The following is a 25,537-nucleotide window of genomic DNA, read 5'->3' as shown; positions in this document are numbered from 1 at the left end:
AATCATTACATTTATTTAAATTTACTATATGGCAAAGACTGAAACGCTGGAAGATTTTTACCGCCATAAAATGAACTGGCTGCCGGAAAATCTTAAAAAAGATATCGGCCATTTCAATGTATTTAAAGTAGAGGATTGTGTAGGCCCGGGTAAAACCCCGGTTGCCTATACGAGGCGCGATTATTATAAGATCTCCCTGATGCAGGGTTCTTACATATATCATTATGCCGACAAAAGCATTGAAGTATCGGGTTCAACGCTCATTTTTTTCAACCCCAATGTGCCTTATACTTTTGAGCCGTTAACAGATAATGCCAGGGGATATTTTTGCATTTTCAGGGAAGAGTTTTTTACGGAACGCATTCGCGGTGGTATTAAAGACCTGCCCATGTTCATTCCGGGAAACAAACCCAGTTATTCACTCAATAAAACGCAGGACGCTTTTGTTGGCCAGATCTTCGAAAAAATGGTTGATGAAATAAAGTCGGACTATGTATACAAGTACGATCTCATTCGCAACTATATTATGGAGATGATCCATTATGCATTGAAAATGCAGCCAACCGAAACCCTGTATCAGCATTCAGATGCCAATGCGCGCATTACCGCTGTATTTACTGAACTGCTCGAGCGGCAGTTTCCCATTGAATCACCCACGCAGCGTTTCACCCTGCGTTCGGCCCGTGATTTTGCAGAAAAACTGGCTGTACACGTGAATCATCTTAACCGTGCGATACGCATCACTACTGGTAAAACAACTACTGAACATATTTTTGACCGGCTCATCAGCGAGGCAAAAGTATTGTTGAAGCACACGAACTGGAATATTTCGGAGATCGGTTATTGCCTGGGCTTTGAAGAACCGGCCCACTTCAATCATTTTTTCAAGAAACAAACAAACATGACGCCTAGTGCTTTTAGAAATTAGATTTCTTTCTTTTGAGGAATAAATAATTTTGAAGCAGGTGACGTGGTAATAGGAACAGGAAGTAAGAAGAAGGAATTACGAGGTAAGAAAACTCCAATTTTCTTACCTCGTAATTTTTTTTTACACCTATTCTTCGTACCTCTTACCTGTCACCTGTCTCGCCTGCCTGTTTTCTTTCTTACTTTACACCCCAGAATTCATACTTCTTAGGTCTTACTTCACGCGTTTCTTACATACCCCTCCGTTACTGTAAAAAACAAACAATCTAACTATCACGCACATTGTTTGAATTATACAATTATCTGTTTGAAAGCCGTAACAATAGAGGCGCATAGCCGGTATATCTTTGTGTCATCAGTTCATGAACGATATAAAACCTTACAAAATCAAAACAATTAAAAAGAATCAAAATGAAAAATAAGATCTGGTTCATTACAGGCGCATCCAAAGGTTTGGGCCTCGCACTGGTAAAACAATTATTACAGCAAGGCTACCGCGTAGCTGCAACTTCACGCAACCTGCAAGACCTGACAAAAGCAGTAGGTAACAAGAGCGACGCATTCCTGCCTCTAGCTGTTGATCTCAAAAATGAAAAAAGTGTTGAGAAAGGCATTCACGAGACCATTGCACATTTTGGCGCGATTGACGTTGTAGTGAATAATGCCGGTTATGGTTTAACTGGCAGTCTCGAAGAATTATCTGATGAAGAAGTAAGGCAGAATTTCGACATCAATGTATTTGGTGTATTGAACGTAATACGTAAAGTGTTGCCTTATATGCGCAAACAGAAAAGCGGCCATTTCTTTAACATCGCTTCCATTGGCGGCTTCACCGGATCGTTCCCAGGCTTTGGCAGTTACATTTCCACCAAGTTTGCCATGCATGGATTCTCTGAATCACTGGCAGCTGAAGTAAAACCGTTTGGAATTACTGTTTCTATTGTATCTCCCGGCTACTTCAGAACAGATTTCCTGGACGCTTCTTCGCTTGCGGTTCCAAAAAATGAGATCGCTGATTACAAACTGGTTCGCGAAGCACAACATGCGCATCAAAACGATATCAATCATAACCAGCCCGGTGATCCGGTTAAGGCGGCGGCGGTAATGATTGAAGTTGCCGAACAAAAACAACCACCGTTACATGTTTTCCTGGGCAGGGATGCGTATCAACTTGCGGAAGCCAAGATCAAAGCCGTTCAGCACGATATGGCTGCGATAAAAGAACTGGCCACCTCCACTGATCATGATCAATAGTAATGTTATCACATAAGAAAAGGCAGTCTCTTAATTGAAGGCTGCCTTTTTCCGTTTAACTAAGCTTGCAATACAAAGTTTACTGTTCGGCAGGAACACAGCACTTATTACAACAGTTGATGTGTGTCTTTCAAAATGCCCATTACAAAAATGCTTTGCGTGTGGCTGATCCCTTTGATCATGCTTAATTTATGCAAGTAAAAATCATGGTAGCTCTCCATGTCTTTTGAAACAATTTTCAGCATAAAATCAAACTGGCCGGAAATATTATAACATTCCAGCACTTCCGGAAAATCGGTCACGGCATCAATAAAAACTTTTGCCACTTTACGGTTGTGCTCTTTCAAGGAGATATAACATATTACCATGATGCCCTTATGCACTTTACGGTGGTCGATCAGGGTGGCATATTGTTTAATTACCCCATTCGCCTCCATGCGTTTTATGCGTTCATGTACCGGTGTTGCGCTCAAGTGAATACTGGCCGCTATTTCCCGCACCGTAAGTTTTGCATTTTGTTGCAGCAGCCGGAGAATGGCAAAATCCTTTTCATCGAGCGTGATGGTGTTGGCCGCTTGTTCTTTTTTCGTTTGCATTGGCATAAGAAAATCATTTACTTGTTCTGTTGCACGTGGCGAAATTACTCATTTGTTCTAAATTAATAATTCTTAACCGTACAAGTAAACATATAAATAGTTTTGCATAGAACAAAGCAGGCTCCGATGCGAAGAAAACAGATCATACTTATTGTAGCCTCAACAGCTATATTTTTTGAAGCGCTGGATATTGCCATCCTCAACCTGGCCATCCCCTTAATGCAGCAGCAATTTCAGCTTGATGCAGAGACCATTCAGTGGGTGCAAACGGTTTATGTGCTTTTCTATGGTGGCTTCCTCGTCATTGGGGGAAAGTTATGCGATACCCTTGGCCGGAAAAATATATTTATGGCAGGCGCCTGTCTTTTCTTGTTTACTTCTTTAGGCGCCGGCCTGTCGGGAAATTTTGTTTTGCTCACTTCGTTCAGGGCGTTGCAGGGACTGGCTGCGGCAATGGTAATGCCCTCCGCATTGTCGATCATTACCAATACATTTACAGACCCGGCAGAACGTAACCGGTCAATCAGCATCTTCAGTTCATTTGCCGCCATTGGTTCGGGTTGCGGTCTGGCGCTGGGCGGCATTGTGGCTACTTATTTAGGCTGGCAATGGATCTTTTTTATTAATGTGCCTGTAATAGCAGTGGCGCTGGTGCTGGCTTACCGGTATATCGACAAAGATGTAACTGACAAACATCAACAGTTTCCCGATATCATCTCCAGCATGCTGCTTACGTTGATGATCGTACTAATCTCCTATGTTGTGCACAATTTGCCCGGCTTTTCAAAAAACTACAGTTCTTTATTTTTATGTACAGCAACGATCGCGGCAGCCTGGTATTTATTCATGCGCCGCGAACGTTCCCGTAAACAACCATTGATCGACTTTACTATTTTTAAAAGTACCGGCACGCTTACAGGTAACGTGATCACGATCTTACTAGGCGCTTTCTTTTTAAGTTACCTGTTCCTGCTGTCACTGGTGTTACAGCACAATATGCATTTTACCGCAGCGCGTGCCGGCTTGCTGTTGTTTCCTTTCAGTATATGTTCATTCCTCGTATCGCGTTATGTGGTGCCTGCTCTTTTTAAAAAAATGACGGTGCTGCAAACCGGCATCCTGGGCATGTGCCTGATGCTTTCCGGCGCGCTGTTGTTAATGGCAGCCCTTTTATTTGATCATAACTTACTCCTGATCCTATTATCAATTGCCTGTGTTACGGGCAGTGGCATGTCGGTTTGTTATCCCAGTTTAACGGCCCTGGCCATTCGCGACATTCCCGACGCTCAGCAAGGTGTAGCAGCAGGTATCTGCACCACTTCGTATTTTATTGGCGCCGGCCTTGGCCTCTCGCTGCTCGCATTGGGGATGCAGTTATTAACGGCATCAGATACCGTAGATCATATCCCTGTATTACTGGTGGGTTGTTTTGCGTTACCCGGTGTGATCTGGTTGTTATGGGTTAGAAAGAGAATACCATCAGGCGCCCTGAAGGCGGAGCACGGAAAATAATCGATTCAAAAGACAAATTCTAGCAAGGATTTTGCATATATGAGAGCGCCGTCCTGTCAGCGACAGGTTGCGCCCCTCAAAAATCACTAATATGAAAAAGATCTGTTTATCTGTTGCTTTCCTTTGCCTGGTTTCTGTGTCCATGGCACAGTTAAAAGGAAGCGTTTCGTGCCCCCCTTTTGAAGTAGACATCCTCGATGGAAAAGTGAATGGTTTTAAAGCGAATACGATTGCCGGCCAGATAAAAAGCAAATGGCCCTGTTTCACCAGCACCACTACCGATAGCGCCAAATGCGGCGAAGGCGTCTTTTACAAAGACAAAGGCATTTCGTTCTATACCGGTAGAGATTATGTGGAAATTACGGAAGGTTTTAAGGGAAAACTCAGCGTACCATTACTCGGAGCAGCCCGCGGTAGCTTATTTAAAACTTTGGGCAATCCGAAATTAAAAGATGCCTCGTGGGACGCTTACCAAACTTCCTATGGCGCGCTGGTTTTACATTTCAATAAAGCAAATAAAGTGCGGTTGATACAGTTCAGCACCAATGGAACGGAAACCCTCAGACTCTGCGAGTAAATCGATTCTTCAGTAACTACGTTTTATAAGAAAATAAAGTAAAATGTATGTATGAAATTTAGAGATTTTGAGATTCACCGGAAAATCAAACCTGAGCAAATCTCAAGATCTCTAAATCTCAAAACCAGAAATTGCTATTTCAAACACTCAGTACCCTCAGGAATTGCTGTTTATAATTCCGGCCAATAGGCAATGAAATAGTTTGCACATTCACTTCTTCGTTGTTATAGCTTACGATCTTATCGACCGATACGATATACGATTTATGGATACGCACGAATTTGTTCTCCGGTAATTTCTCTTCCATATAACCAATGCGTTGATACGTGATCACACTGCGGCCGGGCGTTACAATTTTTACATAGTCTTTAATGCTTTCAATATAGATGATCTCGTTCAGAAAGATCTTCACCAGTTCCTTATTCACTTTAAAGTACATATACGCCTTCTCAAACGCTTCTTCTTTATTTTCGACGGCCGCCGGTTGTTTTAGTACATTGTACTGATGATATTTTGAAATGGATTTGAGGAAGCGCTCAAACGATACCGGCTTCACCAGGTAATCCAGTACATCGAGCTCGAAGCCTTCTACCGCAAACTCTCGGTAAGCGGTTGTCAGAATGATCCGCGGCCGTTCCTGCAGGGATTTAATTAATTCCAACCCGTTCATTCGCGGCATCTGGATGTCGAGGAAAAGTATATTGACCGGATATTTCTGAATAAAAGCGAATGCCTCCAGGGCATTGCCACACTGGCCGGTGATCTCCAGGTCATCCATTTTTTCTATATAAGATGCCAACAGCTCCCTGGCAGGAGGTTCATCATCTACTATGAGACACTGTATTTTCACGTCAGCATTTTTTAATTTTAAGGATCGTCAGGAACGACTGGCCTTCACTCATACATTTGAATTCATGCCGGTCAGGATAAATTATTTCAAGTCGCTTTTTTACATTCTCCATACCTATGCCTTTGTAAACAGCATGTCCGTTCAATGCATCAGACACCCGGCTGTTCTCTATTTTTACGGTCAACCAGTTGTCTTTTACCGACAGATCCACCCTGATCCAGCTGTTGCCCACATCATTACTAACACCGTGTTTAAAACTGTTCTCAACCAAAGGCAAGATCAACAACGGCGGAATGGTGAACTGATCAACTGAATCGAAGCAGTTAACGGAAACATCCAGCCGCTCACCATACCTTATCTTTTCCAGCTCTATATAATTGTGAATGTATTCCAGTTCCTTACTCACGGGTATAAATTCCTGCCGGCTATCATATAACATATAACTTAACAAAGACGATAACCGGTATATGAGATCAGATGTTCGCGGACTGTTTTTCAGCGACAGCGAATAAATGTTATTCAGGGTATTAAAAATAAAATGTGGTTGTACCTGGTTCTTCAACAATTCCAGCTGCGCTACCGCTTTATCGCGCTGCAGTTCCTGGGCCAGCCGCTGCTGTTCGTACCAGGCCCGCAGAAAATAGAACATCGTATACAGCGCTACGATAAGATAAATATTAACTCCTTCAATAAGGAGCTTTGGCGGAAACAGGAAAGGCTGGTTCCAATGGCTATTGTAATAAGTAGGGTACGTATAATAATAATTGAAGGCGCGCCGTGCAACGGTAAAAAGTATGACACTTACAAGAAACCAGATGCGGAAACCGGTCAGTCTTTTCTTTAACAGGTATTTCTTAATAAGAACCTCGATGGTGAACCAGGTTGCCAGCGCGGCAATGGGAACTATTACGCAGGCATTTATAAAATAGCGGTAATATTCGTTAGAGATAGTAGCCTGCCCTATCCACTCGTACAAAAAGTAAAGCAGCCAAAACAAAACACTTAGCCTTACATTGCTCTTGTTGTAGTTCATACCCCCGGAATTCACTTCTAAATTACCTTATAATCAACAAACTACATTGAATTCTTAGACAAACGACCGATTGGCACCACAAACGGCGGCAGCACCCGGTTTCCGGTTGGCGGCCGGCAGTTGGCCAGCCGCTCACTACCCGTTCCTGTTTGCCGGGGAAAGCATTGCAGATAAACCATTTATACAGAGCAGAAAATAAAAAACCACCCTGTTGCGCAGGATGGTTTCAATATCAGTATTCAAATAGTTCTTTAAACAAGTGCGTCGAACAGCACTTCCACCGGATGCAATGCATGTCGGCCTGTACCATCCTTTACCTGGTGACGGCAACTGGTGCCGGGGGCAGCAATGATCACCTCTTCCGGCTGTTTACGAACGGCGGGGAACAAGACCAGCTCCCCAATCTTCATCGACAGGTCATAATGCTCTTTTTCAAAACCGAATGACCCGGCCATTCCGCAACAGCCAGACGGTATGGTTTCCACGGTATAATTCACCGGCAATGTCATCACCTTTGCCGAATAGCTGGTAGATGACAATGATTTTTGCTGGCAATGGCCATGTAACTGTATCACTTTTTTCTCCGTGGTGAACTGCTCCTTGCGAATGGCGCCTTTCTCTATTTCACGGGTTAAAAATTCTTCGATTGTAAATACATGTTTGCTCAATTCTCTTGCAGCATCGAGGTGCTCATCGGTAGCCAGGTCAATGTATTCATCGCGGAAAGTGAGAATTGCCGATGGTTCAATACCAATGAGCGGCGTTTCTTCCGATATAAGCGGATATAAAAGTCCAATATTCTTATTGACGATCTCTTTTGCTTTACGCAACAGTCCTTTCGATAACCAGGTCCTTCCGCTTTCCAAATGTTGCGGAATAACTACATCATAACCCAGCTTCTCTAATAATTGAATGGCTTTGATGCCAATCTCGGTGTCATTATAATTGGTAAACTCATCACAGAAGAGATACACTTTTCTGGCGCCTTTACCATTGGTCGATCTGGCGGCTTTGGCGTTCTTCTTATACCAGCTTAGCAAGGTTGATTTGTACATCGTGGGCATGGAACGGTCAACCGCAAAACCTGAAAACCTTTTTATCAGTTTGCCAATAACCGGATTGGTAACGGCAAAATTGTACAGGCCCGGAGCAATAGCGCCCAGCTTGGACGATCTGGCGAAGCCCGCAATTAATTTGGCGCGGAAAGGCACGCCATTGGCATCGTAATAATGTTGCAGGAACTCTGCTTTCAGCTTGGCCACATCCACATTCGACGGGCATTCTGATTTACAGCCTTTACAGCTCAGGCACAGGTCCATCACCTCATAGATCTCTTCATGATCGAACCGGTTCACTTTATCGGAACGGGTTAGGAATTCACGCAGCACATTGGCCCTTGCCCGCGTAGTATCCTTTTCATTGCGGGTAGCCATAAAGGAAGGACACATGGTACCACCCGACAAATGCGTTTTTCGGCAGTCACCCGAGCCGTTACATTGCTCGGCATGTTGCAATACATCCTGGTTATGATACCGGAATATCGTATTGAAGGTTGGCGTTTTTTGACCCGGCGTATACCGCAAAAAGCTGTTCATGGATGGGGTATCCACGATCTTGTTGGGATTGAAAATATTTTTCGGGTCCCACGTATATTTGATCTGCTTTAATAACTGGTAGTTCTTTTCACCCACCATTTGCGGAATGAATTCGCCGCGTAACCGGCCATCGCCGTGCTCACCGCTCAATGAACCGTTGTATTTTTTAACGAGGGTTGCAATTTCTTCTGCAATGGTGCGGAACAGTTTATTGCCTTCTTCCGTCTTGAGGTTAATGATCGGTCTTAAATGTATCTCACCCGATCCGGCATGCGCATAGTGCACTGAGTACAGGCCGTATTTCCTGAGGATCTCATTAAAATCGCGGATATAAGCCGGCAGGTCGTTTACGTCAACGGCGGTATCTTCAATAACCGGCACTGCTTTTTCATCGCCCGGCAAATTGCCCAGCAATCCCAAACCGGCTTTACGTAATGTCCATATTTTTTTAGTATCGGTGCCAAAGAGCAATGGGAAATGATAACCCAAACCGGCAGCCCGCATTTCGGCTTCCACCTTACCGGCGATCTCGATGACCTCTTCGCGGGTATTCCGGCCAAACTCCACTACGAGGATCGCGCCGGGGTCACCCTGCACAAAAAAGCGGTTCTTGCTTTGCTCGATATTATCCTTTGTGCATTCAAGAATATAGTGATCGATCAGTTCACTGGCGCTGGGGCTGTATTTCATTGCGATCAAATTAGCGCGCAACGATTCATCAATTGTGTTGAAATGCACGCACAACAAGCCCGTTTCTTTAGGCGGCAGCGGCACTACATTCAGTTTTATTTCTGTAATGAAGGCCAGGGTTCCTTCGGAACCGGCGATCAGACTGCAGAAATTGAAATCTGGGCCACCTGCAGTGAATGGCGCCATTTCCAGCAACATATCCACCGCATAGCCGGTGTTCCTTCTTTCAACACTTTGTTTGGGAAACTCTTTCCTGATCTCCACCTGGTTCTCATAGTTGCTCAACAGGCTGCGCACCGTTTTATAAATAGTTGCTTCCAGGGTATTGCCTTCACATTTTTTGTGAAATTCATCAATACTCATGGCAGAAAATACAGCTTCGGAACCATCGCTCAGCAATGCCTTCACTTCCAGCAAATGTTCGCGCGTGCTGCGGTACACAACCGAATTGGACCCGCAGGAGTTATTACCCACCATACCGCCGATCATCGCCCGGTTGGCAGTAGAGGTCTCCGGACCAAAATACAGTCCGTGCGGCTTCAGGAACATGTTCAACTCATCGCGGATAACGCCCGGTTGAACGCGCACCCATTTTTCAGCGGTATTTAGTTCCAGTATTTGCGTAAAATGTTTGGAAACGTCCACTACGATACCGTTACCAACTACCTGTCCGGCCAGCGAAGTGCCTGCTGTTCGCGGTATCAGTGACGTTTTATGCGTGTGCGCAAATGTGATGAGTTTCTTTATATCATCTACATTTTTGGGTATGGCTACAGCCAGGGGCATTTCGCGATAGGCTGAGGCATCAGTAGCATACAGAACCCGCATTGTTTTGTCGAAATACAAGTCTCCTTCCAGGTCCTTAGCCAACTGCTGTAAAGAATTGTTCATGAATCTTCTCCTTTGATTGGGGCCGCGCCAGCGGCGGGCAAATTTACTTGCTTTACGGGTGGTTTGGTGCAACCGGGCAAAATATTAGATATTTTTCAAAAATTATCTCCTTGGTGTTCAACAGATTAAGAAAAAATCCAAGCTGTGTCTGCTAAAATTTTTCATCAAAATGCAGGAAAAGCTGCTTTATGAAGCTGAACATCCGCAACGAGGCCAGGCTACGTAACCCTGTCTTCACCCGCACCACTCCCTCCATAAAAACGCCAACCAGGGCATTTTGGTTTGACGGATCTTCATGGCGGCGGCCTGCCTTCAAATGTCATGATGCAACAATCTGCTTTTTTTCCTTGTCAGCTGGAAACACAGCCATGTAACCTTATATAACAACCGAAACCGGCTATTAAGACCGCTTAATTTTTAAAAAACACTAATATGATGTTGGTAAAAATTAATTTTTTCTAAAACCCGGTCTTACATACACGACATTGCCTAACTTGTAAACCCAATAACCACAGGCGTCTACAAAGGGAAAAAAGGGAGCTGGGATTACAGAATGTTTCAGTCACAACCAAACTGCTAATGGTAAAACACACGATCCTTTTAGTATTCTTTGCGGCTTTGCTGATGTCGGTGAAGGCCCAAAATAACCTGACTGCTTCAGCGGCTTCACCTGTCATTGTAAATGCCGGCGATGTTTACAACCCGTTTATTGAAAGACAATCGCGCCTGTATAACGGCATAGAACACCTGGGTTATTCCATCAGAATAAAAGGCCATGCTTATTTTCTGCAAAAAGAGCTGGCAAGAGGTACCATTGTATACGATGAGCTTGTATTTACCAATGTGCCCATGTTATATGACCTTTTTAAAGGCCAGGTGGTTGTTAACCACTTCAATGGTTTTTCCAAGGTTGCACTGATCTCTGCCAAGGTAAAAGAATTCACCATCCACAACCATCACTTTATTCGGCTGGATAGTTCGACCGGATCTCCATTGATCACCGGGTTTTATGATGAAGTGTATACCGGCCGGTCGAAAGTACTGGTCAAAAGAGAAAAATTCATCGAAGAAACGATCAAAGATGAACTGGAGCGGGAATTCATCAGCCTGGATATGATCTTCATTCAGCAAGGCGACACGTACTATCACATTAGAAATAAAAAAGGGCTTTTAGCCGTCCTGAAAGATAAAGCCCCTGCAGTAAAACAGTACCTCCGCAAAAACAGGATCAAATACCGAAAAGGTCCTGAAAATGCAATTGTAAAAGCTACTGCTTATTATGATTCGTTAAACAAGTAACATGAGAAAACTGCCGCTGCTTATAGTATCTAACCTCATCTTATTACTGGTTTGTGTTTCCCTGCAGGCCCAGCCAGGCGCCAAAAGCGTACGCCTTGAACTGAAAGATGCACCCATCGATAGCCTGGTTGCCGAGCTGGAATCACAAACCGGCTATCATTTCTATTACGATCCCGTACAATTCGACAGCCTGCGCATCAGTGTCTCGGCTTCCAATGTATCGCTCAGGAAAGTGCTGGAACTGGTATTTGCCAATTCGGAGTATCATTTCGCCATACCCGAAAAACAGGCTTATGTATTGCTCACCAAAGGAGCTACTATAAAAACAACATTGCCCCCGGGCTTCTTTTCCGGTTCAACGGCCGATAGCACCCAGGGGCCACTGGCTGCCTATGGCGATAAAAAGAAAACCCGCATAGATGCTTCCATAGAAAATAAATTATTTGAGATCGGGCCGCGGAATAGTAATCCAGGTGCTGGTTCGGTAGCCCTGGCTGGTTATGTGCGGAATGTCAAGACCGGCGAACCGGTTGCAGGCGCCATCATTACCCTGGCCAATGCTGCAACGAGCGTGGCTACAGATCAATATGGTTATTACTCTATCACCCTGCCAAAAGGCAGGCACCTGCTTACCATCCAGGGCATCGGTATGAAAGATACCCGGCGCCAGGTAATGGTGTATGCAACCGGCAATTTTGATATCGACATGGATGAGCGCGTTACTTCCCTGAAAGAAGTGATCGTCTCTGCGCAAAAACTGGCCAATGTGCGCAACGTTCAACTGGGCACCAACCGCTTAACCATCAAAGCCATTAAACAGGTGCCTACTGCTTTTGGCGAAGCCGACATCCTCAAAGCCGTGCTTATGCTGCCAGGCGTGAAAACAGTTGGCGAAGCAAGCACCGGTTTTAATGTACGGGGCGGTTCTGCCGACCAAAACCTGATCCTCTTCAACGATGCTACCATTTACAACCCAACGCATTTTTTTGGTTTCTTCTCTGCCTTCAACCCCGAAGTGGTAAAAGAAGTGGAACTGTACAAAAGCAGTGTACCCGCCAAATATGGTGGACGGCTTTCCTCGGTGCTCGACATCAGCAGCCGAGAAGGCAACAAGAAAAATTTTGCAGGCGTAGCCGGTATTGGTTTGCTTACCAGCCGCATCACCCTGGAAGGACCGATCAAAAAAGATAAGACCTCTTTTATCTTCGGAGCACGAGGCACCTATGCCAATTGGTTGCTGCAATTCTTACCAGATGAATATGAGCACAGCCGGGCTGCTTTTTATGATCTGAACCTGAACATCAGCCACCAGTTCAATAAAAAGAACAACCTGTACATAACTGCTTACATGAGCAAAGACCGGTTCAATTTGAACAGCGATACTACTTATAGTTACAGCAACCGCAACCTCTCCGTTAAATGGAAACATACCTTCTCCAATAAACTCACGATGGTGCTGACAGGTGGTTATGATCATTATGATTATAGCATCGGCAGCGACAAGGACAGCCTGTTTGCGTACAAAATGAAATTCGACATCAACCAGTTCAATTTTAAATCAGATTTCAACTGGTACATCAATGCCAATCATACGGTTGATTTTGGTGTTAGCAGTATCCGCTATCTGTTGCATCCCGGCACTTACGAACCCAACGGTAAACAATCCCTGATTGTAAAGGACGATATGGAAGCAGAACATGCATTGGAAAGCGCTGCCTACATCAGTGAAAAATGGAATATCACCGATGCATTGTCGCTGCAGGCGGGCCTTCGCTATTCCATTTATAATGTCATGGGCCCCAAGATCGTAAACGAATATGCACCCGGCATGCCCATTACGGAAGATAACCTGCTGCAAACAAAAACCTATGACAGGAACAAGTTCATTCATACCTATCATGGACCTGAATACAGGCTGGCGGTCCGTTACAGCCTTAATCAAAGCCTGTCGTTAAAAGCCGGGTATAATTCATTGCGGCAATATATTCATATGTTATCGAACACCACGGCTATATCGCCCACTGACATCTGGAAACTCAGCGATCCCAACATAAAACCACAGACCGGTGACCAGCTTTCCTTTGGCATATACAAAAATTTCAAATCAAATACTATTGAAACTTCCGCCGAAGTATATTATAAGAAAATAAAGAATTACCTGGATTTCAAAAGCGGTGCCCAGCTGTTATTGAACCATCATATTGAAACCGATGTGATGAGCACGAGAGGAAAAGCCTATGGAGTTGAATTACTGGTAAGAAAACAAAACGGCAAATTAAACGGCTGGATCAGTTATACCTGGTCGAGGATCTTGCTACGGATGAATGATTCCACCGCCGGGGAGGTGATCAATAATGGCGATTATTATCCTGCCAGTTACGACAAACCGCATGACATTACGTTGGTGGGCAATTACCGGTTCAGCCACCGCTTTAGTGTTTCGATGAATGTTACCTATAGTACCGGCCGGCCTATTACATTGCCTATCGGGCGTATCTTTTATGCCAACTCCTGGCGCGCCCTGTATGCCGACCGAAATGCGTATCGCATTCCTGACTATTTCCGCACTGATCTGGCAATGAATATCGAGGGCAACCATAAAGTGCATCAAAAAACACATAACTCCTGGACGATCGGCATATACAATCTTACGGGCAGAAGAAACCCCTACTCTGTTTATTATGTGTCGGAAAACGGCGCTATCAACGGATACAAACTGTCGATCTTCGGAAATGCGATACCCTACGTAAACTTTAATATCAGGTTTTAAACCATAATACATGAGAAAGATTGTATACTGTTGTTTACTGCTCGTGCTGCTGTGCTGCAAAGACAGGTATGAACCTCCGGTAAAAGCGCCGGAAAGCGGCTACCTGGTCATTGAAGGCTATATAAGCGCAGATGGACCTGCTGAAATACGGCTTACCCGTTCCATTCCATTAGACGATACGGCCAGGCTCATCAATGAAACCCTGGCTAAAGTAGAGTTGCAGGGACGCGATAACAGTACTTTTAACCTTACTGAAAATGGCCAGGGAATATACAGATACAACCGGCAAACGCTTAACCCGGCCCAGCAATACCGGTTATACATTAAAACAAGGGCAGGAAAAGAATATGCATCGGAATATGTGAAGGTAAAGATCGCTCCGCTGATCGATAAAGTAGACTGGATTAGAGACAATGCAGGCGGCCTTCAGATCTCCATAGCCACCCACGACCCTAACAATAGTACCTGGTATTATCGCTGGACAACAGAAGAAACCTGGGAATATCATTCTTCCTATTATACCAGCCTTGATTTTAAAAGAGACTCTGTTACAAAAGAGATCATAGGTATTCAGTGGCGTTACCCCGATATGTCGACTGAAAGACGATGGTATATCTGCTGGTCGAACCAAAACGCTACTAACCTTATTCTGGGCTCCTCTGCCAAACTGAGCATTGACAGTATACATAAGCCATTAGTGTACATACCAGTAAATGATATAAAACTGAGTGTATTGTACAGTTTGAACGTAAAACAATATGCACTCAGCAAGGAAGAATATGAATTCCTGGAGAAGATGAGGAAAAATTCAGAAGAGACCGGCAATATTTTCGGTCGCCAGCCGGCCGACCTTAAAGGAAATATACGTTGTTTAAGTGATCCCAAAGAACCAGTGATCGGGTTTATCGGCATTGCCAACCGCCAGGAAAAAAGAATTTGGATACACCGCAGCGAAGTACCCGACTGGCGCTATATTCTCTCTTGCGAAACCCATATTGTACCTGTTGATTCCGCAGCATATTATTCCATGTACATGCCTGTTTCGCCCTACGAATACGATGCAACGGGTATAGTAAAATACCTGGCCGTTTCCCCCAACTGCGTGGATTGCAGACTACGCGGCGGCGTTATAGCTAAACCGTCCTTCTGGCCATAATAAAACCATTTGCCTGTTATAACAGCTTTGTTTACATGAAAAATGTCAAGTATTTAAATAGAGTAACTCAATTGATGCTGGCTATTTCTTTATTAGTTATAAAGCGATCCAGTGCCCAGGATGTTTTTGCTGCCATACCCGAACGGTTCAAGCAGTATAACAGCCGGTACCAGACCGAAAAACTGTATGTGCATACAGACAGGAATTTTTACCTGGCCGGCGAGTTGATGTGGTTCAAGGTCTATAACGTTGATGGTTCGCAACATAAACCCGCTGACCTAAGCAAGATCGCTTATGTTGAAATTCTTGACCGGGACAATAAACCGGTGATGCAAGCCAAAATTGGGCTCAGCAAAGGGAAAGGGAACGGTTCATTCTTTTTACCGGTGTCTATTAATTCAGGAAATTATAAAGTGCGTGCTTATACCAACTGGATGAAGAACTTTCCGGCCAGTCTGTATTTTGAAAAACCGGTCACTATTGTAAATACCTTAAAAACGTTAACTACGCCGGCTGCTGATACAACCATCGGTTATCATGCAGCTTTCTTTCCTGAAGGCGGTAACCTCGTAAAAGATATTACCAGTAAAGTCGCCTTTCAGCTGACTGACAGGTACGGGAAAGGCGTTGATTGTAAAGGCATCATTTTGTCGGCCAACAATGATACGCTGCTTTCCTTTCAATCGCTCAAATTCGGCATGGGGCATTTTATGTATACCCCCACCAGCAGCCGGGCCGACAGAGCTTTGATCACCCTGCCTGATGGCCGCACGATTAACGAATATTTACCGGCTGCTAACGATCAGGGGTATGTCATGCAGGTACATGAAGCAGGCGCCGATAACATTACAATAACCGTTACCAGCAAAAATATACCTGAGCAATCTGTATTTCTGTTTGTACATAGCAGACAGGTTATGCAGGTGGCTGAAAAAAGATCACCCGTTAACGGAGTAACCAGTTTCTCGATCGATAGATCAAAACTGGCGGAAGGCATTTCAACCTTTACTGTTTTTAATGGACAACAGCAGCCCGTATGTGAACGCCTGTACTTCAGGCAGCCGCGACAGGAGCTATTGATCACAGCCACCGGCAAAGGCGCTAAATATGGAACCCGCAAACGGGTAGGGCTTGACATTGGCACACAACTGTCCAAAACACAGGCCGGCACGCCCGCCAACCTGTCCCTGGCTGTTTACAGGGTCGATTCACTGCAAAGCATCAATCCTAACTCCATCTTCAGTTATTTGTGGCTCACCTCTGAATTAAAGGGACCCATCGAATCACCGGGCTATTATTTCACGACTGATGCACCTGAAGTAAAAGAAGCGGCCGACAATCTGATGCTTGTGCATGGCTGGAGAAAATTCAACTGGGAGCCTATACTCGCTGACAGCCGTGCGGCTTTTGAATATGCGCCGGAGTTTGATGGGCATATTATCAGTTGCCAGCTGAAGTATCCCGCAGGCGCTGATCCTACCGATTTGAGCGCCTGGTTATCTATACCGGGTGTTCCATTACAATTCTATAATGCCAAAATAGATAGTTCAGGTAAAACATACTTTGATGTAAGGGATTATTACGGGCAGAATGAGATCATTATACAAACGGATGCCGTTGACAGTTCTTACCGCGTTGATGTATTGAATCCTTTTTCGGAAAAATACAGTGACGTGCGGCTGCCGCCCTTCTCATTACCAGCTGCGAGGCAATATATGCTCAATGAACAAAGCATCGGCATGCAGGTGGTTAACACCTATGATGCTAATAAACTCAGTCACTTTGCCATGCCCGATATTGATACGATGCCTTTTTATGGCAAACCGTTCAAGGTATACAAACTCGATGATTATGTACGCTTTACTACTATGGAAGAAGTGTTACGGGAATATGTACCTGAAGTTGCTGTACGCCGCTATGGCGGACAGCTGCATTTGAAAGTATTTGATTTTGACGCCCATGATTTTTACCCAACCGATCCATTGATCTTACTGGATGGTGTTAAAGTTGACAATACGATCCTGATGGGTTACGATCCATTAAAAGTAAAAAGGCTGGAAGTGATCACGAACAAATACATTAAAGGAGAATTCATGTATCATGGCATTGTGAACTTCAACACCTATCATGGCGACATGCAGGAACTGAAGCTCGATGCCAAAGCGGTGATCCTGGACTATGAAGGGCTGCAGTTAAAACGTGAGTTCTATTCACCAGTATATAAAACCGATCAACAGGCTTCTAGTCGTTTACCCGATTTCAGAAATCTTTTATACTGGTCGCCCGATATACAAACAGGTGCTGATGGTAAGGCAGCTGTGGAATTTTATACCTCTGATATAAAAGGAACCTATGTGGCGGTTTTACAGGGCATAGATGATGCAGGTTATGCTGGCAGTTACTTTATGACATTTGATGTTGCCGATAAATAATCACCAGGCACATAAAGTATAGGGTACGGATCGGTACATAAGAGGCGAAGGAATCCCCCAAACCTAAACATACATCTAAAAGTTAGCCATATGAAACCGTCTTTAGTGTTATCGTTTTTTGAAACTAAAAACATAATAAAGCGCGCCAAAAAATCTTTTATATATCCGTTCTTTGATTGATGACAAAGGCAGCTTCTACAAGCGCTTCCATTTTTTCGTAAAAATAAATATGATCATTCCGTTGCTGGCCTTCCTGGGAAATACTGCGGCTGCTGCTTACAATTTCAACCATCCAGTTCCATAACGTTTGCCGTACTTCCTGTAAATGATAACTCTCAAAAAATGTTTCGATTGCCAGCCGGGGATTCTTTATTTCTTCTTCACTTAGCCGAAGTGGTTGATTATGCCAATCAGGGTGATGATTAAGAGACCGCATAACATTATGAGTTATAAAGGTGAAGGAAAATCATTTAATTGTGTAAGCTGGCATACAAACAGCCATACTCACTAAGGCAATCCCCTGATAATGCTTAAACGAAGATAAATAATTTTTTAATATGATGTACTATACCCCAGCCGAAAAATTAAAAAAAAATTTCATCTTAACCCTCTAATTCTACCACCATTGGCTGCTAACCACCAGATATTAAAAACCTTTGGCGCAAATTTGCGCCATTTCAGGAACGAAAAAGGCTTGAGTCAACGCGACTTGTATGCGCTTTGTAATATTGACAATGCCGAAATAAGCAGAATGGAGAACGGCGAGGTGAATGTTACACTTAATACGCTGGCTCAGTTGGCTGAAGCTTTGGATATTCCTGCTTTTATGCTCTTAAAACAGTAATAGCCTGCATGGCACGAGCAAATAAAAATCCCCCTGCTATGCAGGGGGACCAGGTAATTTAACACCTGTGAAGGATGTTTGCACTGGCTTTTCATAGATATTGACGTATGATAACCTTTTCTTTCAGGTCCTGTAACATTGCTGTTTCGTTCATAAGATACCGTTTTAAAAACGGGGCCCTGTTTCGAGGCTACTGGATCCTTCTGATCCAAAAATACCTTTCATATCAGCAGCAGCATAATGCGGCTATCAGTCAATTTAAAAAATGATTAATATGTTTACAGGCTATTAAGGGTTTCCTGTAATTGTAAGAGTAATAGCTTGTGCGGTTGTGGTATAAGGTTATACCGCTTTTTTCATCAGATTTTCAACAGCCCATTGCTGCACTTTTGGAAATGCAATATTGAACCAGGCTGTATATTTTTGGGGATGAGATAAGAGGGTAGCCTGTATTTCGTCGAGGCTTTTATAACAGTAGTCCTTTACTTCCATGGGGTCGGGCGACATTCGGCCTTCATACATACCTACAAACACATGATCAAATTCATGCTCTGTTAAGCCGTGCTCGAATTCGGCCAGGTACACAAAATCAAAAATCTTTTCCAGGATCGTAGAAAATCCCATTTCCTCGTATAACCGGCGTGTGGCTGCCTCCAGGGTATCTTCACCCGGCGTTGGATGGCTGCAGCAGGTATTGGTCCATAAGCCTGCGCTATGGTACTTGCCCATAGCCCGTTGCTGCAACAGCATTTCACCTTTACTGTTAAAGATAAAAACGCTGAAAGCACGGTGTAAAACGGCTTTACGATGTGCCTCCATTTTTTCCATTACTCCAACAGGCTCATCCTTTTCATTCACCAATATGACGTCAGTTACTTTGCTCATAGTACAAAGTTGCTAAATAATCATGGTGTTACCATGACTGCCATTCAAAATGTGTCATTAAACAGGCTAACCGAAAACAGCCAGCTATATCAAACCTATTGAATAAATGAATTCAAGGCTTAAAGGGAGGTATAAGGAAAATACAACTTAAGGCAACAATTCATTTCTGGTACAGAGTATTCCCTGTCTGCTTCCAACTAAAAAAGGGCGGTTTAATGCCGCTCGATCTGCGTCTTCAACAGCTTACGGGCAAAGTGAATACGGCTTTTTATGGTACCCAAAGGTTCCCCGAGCATATCGGCAATTTCATGGTATTTAAAACCGTCGAAATACAACAGGAAGGGGTTTCTGAAGATCTGCGGCAGATTATGAATGGCCTCCTGGATATCCTTCAACCGCAAATTTGATTCAGCATTATTAGCAACTACGCTCTGGGTCTGGTTAATCAGAAAATCATTAGGAGTACTATCGAAGATAGTATTCTGTTTAACTTTTCTCCGGTAATTGTTAATAAAGATATTGCGCATGATAGTATATAGCCACGCCTTGATATTTGTGCCTACACTATACTTGTCCTTGTTGGCCAATGCACGAAACAGCGTTTCCTGAAACAGGTCTTTCGCAGCCTCAGAGTCTCTCGTCAACGTTATTGCAAACGGCTTTAAAAACTCCGCATTGTTCACCAGCATTTGATTGAATTCCACCGTCGACATAAAAAAGTTGTTTAAATAATTACACTGCAAATTTAAACACAATTCACTTAAGGGAAAAATCCGGGCGCTTAATAATTCTATAAAATATTAAACCAGCCCGCCTCCGAAAAGGCTTTTAGCGCCTCTGCCGCCACCACCCGATTGGCGAAAACTGGCGTCAGACGCAGGGTAAGACACTACACCATCGATCGTCCCCTATTCGAATGACGATTAATAGGCAGAAATATTTGTTAAGAAAATCAAAATTTGGCCAGGAGGGATATATTAAAAAAAGTCTAAAGTGCTGCTATAAATTCCAGCACTTCAGCCAGAGACCGTTTCAGGAGAACACCAGCCGGCAGTTTTTTTGGGTTGCAGTTGGTTAACTGGCCCGAAACAATGATCTGCACCTTGGGCGCATGCTGCCTCATCTGGTTGAGGAATCTTTCGAAGTTAAAATTTCCGGCGATGCAGGTAAGGTGGGTATAAAGATAATCGGGTTGCTTACAGCCGGTTATAAAATTAAGGTCGTGAAATGGTACATTCGCGCCCAGGTAAATGACCTGTACGCCCCTGCTTTTCAGGAGGTAATAGGTGTACAGCAGGCCCAGTTCATGGTATTCGCCCTCAGGTAAGAAAAGGATCACTTTTTTATTGACCGTAACATGTGACACCACGCTTTCGATACCTACGATCAGCTTTTGCCTGATAATATTGGTAACCACATGTTCCTGACACGGATGAATATGGCTGGCCTGCCATAAAATGCCAATTTTATCGAGAAACGGAAAAATGAGGAAACTGATGGCTTTATCGATCCCTTTTGCCATAATGTAATTATCCAGCACATCTTCAAACTTCTCCAGGTCAAGGTCGATCATATATTGCAACAGGTCGTTCACCAGCCGTTCCTGCTGGGCCTGCGCATGAGAAAGCGACACAATTTTCTCCCGTACTTCCTGGGAGCTCATCTTGTCTATATGGGAAATTTTATACCCGTATTTATTGAGAAGGGCAATATTCAATACTATTTTCAACTCTTCATTCGTGTAATAGCGGATATTAGTTGAAGTACGTTGCGGGCGCAGAAAAGAATAGCGTTGTTCCCATATCCGAATCGTATGGGCTTTGATACCAGAAAGATTTTCCAGGTCCTTTATGGTAAACGCATTCATATACAGTTAACTACAAAGTGCAATGTCAAATTGTTTAAACATTCCCAAAGAATGCTTAAACCAAAGTACGACTTTTTTGGAGACGCAATTTAAGGAAAGGATTTACAGGCGATTACGTGAGATCAAGAGGTTGGTTACAGCGATTGAAAAACAGCTTCTTATAACATAGGATTCAACAGTAGTCCGCTATCGAGAAGGGATTGTACCGGCTCCATGATCTTGTTGCCGGCCGACTGAAGTGTATTGAGGTGGCGAAAATGATGACAATCTGTACCTAACAGATTTACATAACGTTTATTCATGAGGTAGTGGGCCAGTTGCAGGGAGGCTTTTCCATAATAGCCGGCGAGCGACAAAATGTTCAATTGAAAGTAGCAACCTGCATCTTTCAACTCATCATAATACCTTTTATCGCTCATAAAATACAAATACCGTTCAGGATGCGCCAGCACAGGCTGGTACCCTTTCATTTGCATCGTGAACAGCTTATCTTTAAAATTCAGTGGCGTAGTTACAAAGGAGAATTCAACCAATACCCAGTTCTCATGCAGGGTAAGTAAAGGTTTATCGTTTTCCAGTAATTCATCAAAATGTTCATCCAGGAAGTACTCGGCCGCTGGTTTTAGGGGAACAGCTGCATTGTTTTGCTGCATGGCCAGCTGCAATTCCTGATGCGCAGCACCAATTGTATTTGCGTCATTCTTATACATATCCCACAGAATATGTGGGGTGGTAATAAATTTCCGGTACCCCAGTTCCTGCAAACCGGCGATCAGCTGCAGCGACGTCTCTGCATCTGGCGATCCGTCATCGATGCCAGGTAATAAATGCGAATGCATATCGGTACCTAACGCACTCAGATCAACGGGAACCTTTTTCTTTTTCTTAAAAATGGAGAACATGTGGCTGCTGATTAATATGATACCGGAAATATAAACTATGCCCCAGCAACATACTGTTGCGAAAACTCTTCATATACTTTTTCTATTCCTTCACGTAAACCTATCCTTGCTTTCCAGCCAAGCTTATGCAATTTTTGAACATCCATCAATTTGCGTGGCGTTCCATCGGGTTTCGACAGGTCATGCTCAATATTGCCGGTATAACCTACCACTTCTTTAACTAATAAAGCAAGTTCTTTGATCATTATATCCTCCCCTGTTCCAACATTCACCAGCCCTGCTTCGTCATATTGTTGCATTAGAAAAAAGCAGGCATCGGCCAGGTCATCGGCATGCAGGAACTCACGCCGCGGCGTACCAGTACCCCACATCACAACCGCCGGTTCATTTTTCAGTTTTGCTTCATGGAACTTCCTGATAAGCGCCGGCAAAACATGGGAAGTTTCCAGGCTGTAATTGTCATTGGGACCATACAGGTTGGTAGGCATTACAGAAATGAAATTACAACCATACTGCGCACGATACGCATCGCACATCTTTATGCCGGCGATTTTAGCAATTGCATATGGTTCGTTCGTTGGCTCCAGTTCGCCGGTGAGCAGGTATTCCTCTTTCAGCGGTTGGGGCGCCAGTTTTGGGTAGATACAAGAGGAGCCGAGGAACATGAGCTTTTTAACACCATTCAACCAGGAGGTATGAACGATATTGGACTGCATCATTATGTTATCATATATAAATTCACCCCGGTATACATTATTAGCCAGAATGCCGCCTACTTTAGCAGCTGCCAAAAAAACATAGTCCGGCTTTTCCTGGCTCATGAATTCATTTACCGCCTGCTGATTGCGCAGGTCCAGCTCAGCCGATGTGCGCAACAATAAATTATTAAAACCTTCCCGTTGCAATTTGCGAACAAGGGCCGAGCCCACCATGCCCCGGTGGCCGGCTACGTATATTTTATCTGTTTTATTCACGCTGGCTCTGAATGTAGTTTATAATAACGTATAATAAGTTTCTTTGTTTGAACTATTCAAACTGGTTACGCACATAATAACCGGATTGCTGCAGTAATCGTTCTTTTTTAAACAGCTCCACATCATTGGCCACCATTTCCTTAACCAGTGCGGGCAGATCATATTTTGGTTTCCAGCCCAGTTGGTTTTGTGCCTTTGAAGGATCACCGATCAACAGATCTACTTCGGTAGGCCGGTAATATTTCTTATCTACAGCAATTACTTCCTTACCGATCTCGAGCCTGAAGTCTGCGTTTCTGCAGGCTTTCACTATGCCAACTTCATTGTCATTTTTTCCTTTGAATTCTATTTCAACGCCAACTTCGGCAAAGGCCATGCGTACAAAATCCCGAACTGGAGTGGTTACTCCAGTAGCAATAACATAATCTTCCGGTTTTTCCTGTTGTAATATCAACCACATGGCTTCCACATAATCTTTTGCATGACCCCAGTCACGTTGTGCATCGAGGTTACCCAGGTAAATTTTGTCTTGTAAGCCCAGGGCGATCTTAGCTACACCACGGGTGATCTTACGGGTTACAAACGTTTCACCGCGTAAAGGAGATTCGTGATTGAATAAGATGCCATTTACGGCATACATATTATAGGCTTCGCGGTAATTCACCGTGATCCAGTAAGCATATAACTTGGCAACTGCATACGGAGATCGGGGATAGAACGGTGTTCTTTCAGATTGTGGTACTTCCTGTACCAAACCATACAGTTCGGAGGTAGAAGCCTGGTATACTTTCGTTTTTTGAGTTAAGCCTAACAAACGAACAGCTTCCAGGATGCGCAGTGTACCTATTCCGTCGGCATTGGCTGTATACTCAGGTGTTTCGAAACTCACATGTACATGGCTCATAGCCGCGAGGTTATAAATTTCGTCGGGCTGTGTTTCCTGAATAATGCGGATAAGGTTGGTTGAATCGGTCAGGTCGCCATAATGTAATTTAAATTTTACATTATTCTCATGAGGATCCTGGTATAAATGGTCAATTCGTTCTGTATTAAATAGAGAACTTCTGCGTTTGATACCATGAACAATGTATCCTTTTTTTAGTAACAGGTCGGTTAAGTATGCGCCATCCTGTCCGGTTACACCTGTAACCAATGCTACTTTTGCCATATGCTAGTTGGGTTAAATTGTAAAACTTTTCTTATTGGCTTTAACCAAATAGTAAAAAAAAATGGTTTAAGATCGTTCAGCTTCCAGGCCATTAGATCTTCTTTATTGGCCCTTAGCCTGTTTTTTAAGGATGCGTTGCTCATACCCCCTGCGCGCATTTTAACCAGCACTTCGGGAATATACTGTACGCGGGCATTGTACTTCAGCAACACTCTCAACATTAACTCATAATCCGCTGCAGAACGTAAGGTTGTATTAAACAGTCCGCATTTTTCATAGATCTGCCGCCGCACAAAAAAGGTTGGATGGGGTGGCATCCAACCATAATACAAATATCTCTTCTTATAACTACCCGCTTTCCACGTTCGGGTAATTACGTCTAAATTATTAGATTTTACATACTGCAGGTCACCATATACAGCCTCCACGTAAGGATCTTCAAAAGCTGCCGCTACTTTTGCAAGGATAGTTGACCCCGTATAAAAATCGTCTGAATTTAAAATACCAATTATGTCACCAGTTGCCAGCTGCACCCCTTTATTCATGGCATCATAAATGCCATTATCTTTTTCTGAGATCACTTTGGAAACGTGCTTATACTCTCCCACAATTTTCAATGTGTCATCTTTCGAAGATCCATCTACTATGATGTGTTCAATAAATGGATATTGTTGCGCTGCAACACATGCCAAAGTATCCTTTATTGTATTCGCGCTATTATAAGTAGCCGTAATTATTGAGATCTTCATTCAGTTTCACTTATTACCCTCTGACGAACCGCTATAGCTGGGTTGCCCTGATATATTGTGTACGGCTCCAGATTTTTTGTAGCCACTGACAAAGCACTTAAAACAGCATGTGTTTTACAATGTATACCGGGACAAACCATCGACTGGGCCCCTATCCAAACTCCATCTTCCAATTCAATGCCCTTGACCATCAGATCAAAAGTTTTCTTCGAGTAGTTATGATTTCCGGTTAATAACATGGCGCCTTGTGAAATGCAAACATGTTTACCAATTTTGACGTCGGCAAGATTATCAATCCATACTTTCTCGCCAATCCAGGTATAATCACCGATCGATAACTTCCACGGATATTTAATGTTTATTGCCGGTTTCAAAACTACGCCTTTGCCAATTTTGGCGCCAAATAATTGCAACCAAAATTTTTTAATTCGTGAACCGGCAATGAGGGGATTAATAAAAAATACAATATTAATAAAATACCACAAGATCTGCTTTATTTTACCCGCCCCTATCTCGCGTTTATACCAATCGTTGTTATATAGTGAATGATCTACTGATGACATATT

The 25,537-nt window shown here is 43.6% G+C and carries 22 protein-coding genes; 9 read left to right on the top strand and 13 right to left on the bottom strand.

The features are described 5' to 3' along the window. The first annotated feature begins 28 nt into the window (after positions 1-28). Entirely contained in the window at positions 29-928 is a 900-nt protein-coding gene (locus tag JUB15_RS07230; RefSeq protein WP_207511770.1) for a helix-turn-helix domain-containing protein, read from the top strand. Between the two features lie 410 nt (positions 929-1,338). Then, positions 1,339-2,181, top strand: coding sequence for an oxidoreductase (locus JUB15_RS07225; protein ID WP_207511768.1), 843 nt, complete (start codon positions 1,339-1,341; stop codon positions 2,179-2,181). A 107-nt stretch (positions 2,182-2,288) separates the two neighbouring features. Here the strand turns inward: JUB15_RS07225 and JUB15_RS07220 are convergent, their stop codons facing one another. Then, positions 2,289-2,777, bottom strand: a complete 489-nt coding sequence (locus JUB15_RS07220; RefSeq protein ID WP_242696227.1) for an Lrp/AsnC family transcriptional regulator — start codon at positions 2,775-2,777, stop codon at positions 2,289-2,291. A gap of 126 nt (positions 2,778-2,903) precedes the next feature. Here JUB15_RS07220 and JUB15_RS07215 point away from each other — a divergent pair, with 126 nt between their 5' ends. Then, on the top strand, positions 2,904-4,289 hold the full coding sequence (locus tag JUB15_RS07215) for an MFS transporter (protein WP_207511765.1): 1,386 nt from the start codon (positions 2,904-2,906) through the stop codon (positions 4,287-4,289). A 91-nt stretch (positions 4,290-4,380) separates the two neighbouring features. After that, positions 4,381-4,866 (top strand): hypothetical protein, encoded by a 486-nt coding sequence (locus JUB15_RS07210; RefSeq protein ID WP_207511763.1) that lies wholly within the window; start codon positions 4,381-4,383, stop codon positions 4,864-4,866. A 139-nt stretch (positions 4,867-5,005) separates the two neighbouring features. Here JUB15_RS07210 and JUB15_RS28755 read toward each other — a convergent pair whose 3' ends face one another. The 3 genes from JUB15_RS28755 to JUB15_RS07195 all read right to left on the bottom strand — a co-directional run bounded on the left by JUB15_RS28755 (position 5,006) and on the right by JUB15_RS07195 (position 9,925). Next, positions 5,006-5,716, bottom strand: a complete 711-nt coding sequence (locus JUB15_RS28755; protein WP_207511761.1) for a LytR/AlgR family response regulator transcription factor — start codon at positions 5,714-5,716, stop codon at positions 5,006-5,008. A gap of 1 nt (position 5,717) precedes the next feature. After that, positions 5,718-6,749 (bottom strand): sensor histidine kinase, encoded by a 1,032-nt coding sequence (locus JUB15_RS07200; protein ID WP_207511759.1) that lies wholly within the window; start codon positions 6,747-6,749, stop codon positions 5,718-5,720. A 251-nt stretch (positions 6,750-7,000) separates the two neighbouring features. Next, entirely contained in the window at positions 7,001-9,925 is a 2,925-nt protein-coding gene (locus JUB15_RS07195) for an FAD-binding and (Fe-S)-binding domain-containing protein (protein ID WP_207511757.1), read from the bottom strand. Between the two features lie 579 nt (positions 9,926-10,504). Between JUB15_RS07195 and JUB15_RS07190 the strand changes: the two genes are divergently transcribed. Genes JUB15_RS07190 through JUB15_RS07175 form a run of 4 tightly spaced genes read left to right on the top strand, consistent with a single transcriptional unit; the run spans position 10,505 to position 17,582 of the window. Continuing rightward, positions 10,505-11,224 (top strand): hypothetical protein, encoded by a 720-nt coding sequence (locus JUB15_RS07190; protein ID WP_207511755.1) that lies wholly within the window; start codon positions 10,505-10,507, stop codon positions 11,222-11,224. Position 11,225: 1 nt separating this feature from the next. Next, a complete protein-coding gene (locus tag JUB15_RS07185; protein WP_207511753.1) occupies positions 11,226-13,994 on the top strand; it encodes a TonB-dependent receptor in 2,769 nt (922 codons plus the stop codon). Between the two features lie 10 nt (positions 13,995-14,004). Continuing rightward, positions 14,005-15,150, top strand: a complete 1,146-nt coding sequence (locus tag JUB15_RS07180) for a DUF4249 domain-containing protein (protein ID WP_207511751.1) — start codon at positions 14,005-14,007, stop codon at positions 15,148-15,150. Between the two features lie 35 nt (positions 15,151-15,185). Beyond that, the gene (locus tag JUB15_RS07175) at positions 15,186-17,582 is read left to right on the top strand and encodes a hypothetical protein (protein ID WP_207511749.1); all 2,397 of its coding nucleotides are present in this window, start codon (positions 15,186-15,188) and stop codon (positions 17,580-17,582) included. 157 nt (positions 17,583-17,739) lie between these two features. Here the strand turns inward: JUB15_RS07175 and JUB15_RS07170 are convergent, their stop codons facing one another. Further along, the gene (locus JUB15_RS07170) at positions 17,740-18,018 is read right to left on the bottom strand and encodes a hypothetical protein (RefSeq protein WP_207511747.1); all 279 of its coding nucleotides are present in this window, start codon (positions 18,016-18,018) and stop codon (positions 17,740-17,742) included. Between the two features lie 189 nt (positions 18,019-18,207). Between JUB15_RS07170 and JUB15_RS07165 the strand changes: the two genes are divergently transcribed. Beyond that, positions 18,208-18,426, top strand: coding sequence for a helix-turn-helix domain-containing protein (locus tag JUB15_RS07165; protein ID WP_207511745.1), 219 nt, complete (start codon positions 18,208-18,210; stop codon positions 18,424-18,426). Positions 18,427-18,768: 342 nt separating this feature from the next. On the opposite strand, the gene idi is transcribed toward JUB15_RS07165, so the two are convergent. The 8 genes from idi to JUB15_RS07125 all read right to left on the bottom strand — a co-directional run bounded on the left by idi (position 18,769) and on the right by JUB15_RS07125 (position 25,534). Continuing rightward, the gene (idi, locus tag JUB15_RS07160) at positions 18,769-19,311 is read right to left on the bottom strand and encodes an isopentenyl-diphosphate Delta-isomerase (RefSeq protein WP_207511743.1); all 543 of its coding nucleotides are present in this window, start codon (positions 19,309-19,311) and stop codon (positions 18,769-18,771) included. Positions 19,312-19,523: 212 nt separating this feature from the next. Continuing rightward, complete coding sequence (locus tag JUB15_RS07155; protein WP_081144569.1) at positions 19,524-20,024, bottom strand: RNA polymerase sigma factor; 501 nt, start codon at positions 20,022-20,024, stop codon at positions 19,524-19,526. Between the two features lie 275 nt (positions 20,025-20,299). After that, positions 20,300-21,178, bottom strand: a complete 879-nt coding sequence (locus JUB15_RS07150; RefSeq protein WP_207511741.1) for a MerR family transcriptional regulator — start codon at positions 21,176-21,178, stop codon at positions 20,300-20,302. Positions 21,179-21,336: 158 nt separating this feature from the next. Beyond that, the gene (locus JUB15_RS07145) at positions 21,337-22,080 is read right to left on the bottom strand and encodes a tyrosine-protein phosphatase (RefSeq protein WP_207511739.1); all 744 of its coding nucleotides are present in this window, start codon (positions 22,078-22,080) and stop codon (positions 21,337-21,339) included. A gap of 35 nt (positions 22,081-22,115) precedes the next feature. Continuing rightward, positions 22,116-23,054, bottom strand: coding sequence for a GDP-L-fucose synthase (gene fcl / locus JUB15_RS07140; protein WP_207511737.1), 939 nt, complete (start codon positions 23,052-23,054; stop codon positions 22,116-22,118). A gap of 52 nt (positions 23,055-23,106) precedes the next feature. Beyond that, positions 23,107-24,222, bottom strand: coding sequence for a GDP-mannose 4,6-dehydratase (gmd, locus tag JUB15_RS07135; RefSeq protein WP_207511735.1), 1,116 nt, complete (start codon positions 24,220-24,222; stop codon positions 23,107-23,109). Then, positions 24,210-24,971 carry a glycosyltransferase family 2 protein gene (locus JUB15_RS07130; protein ID WP_207511734.1) on the bottom strand — a complete coding sequence of 254 codons (762 nt, stop codon included), beginning with the start codon at positions 24,969-24,971 and terminating at the stop codon, positions 24,210-24,212. The genes gmd and JUB15_RS07130 overlap by 13 nt, the downstream gene beginning before the upstream one ends. Further along, entirely contained in the window at positions 24,968-25,534 is a 567-nt protein-coding gene (locus tag JUB15_RS07125; protein WP_207511732.1) for a WcaF family extracellular polysaccharide biosynthesis acetyltransferase, read from the bottom strand. The genes JUB15_RS07130 and JUB15_RS07125 overlap by 4 nt, the downstream gene beginning before the upstream one ends. Between the last annotated feature and the right edge of the window lie 3 nt (positions 25,535-25,537).

Source organism: Longitalea luteola (genome assembly GCF_017356035.1).
GTDB classification, from domain to species: domain Bacteria; phylum Bacteroidota; class Bacteroidia; order Chitinophagales; family Chitinophagaceae; genus Niastella; species Niastella luteola.
Note: the sequence above shows the minus strand (reverse complement) of the source record. Positions and strands in the feature narration are given on the sequence as shown.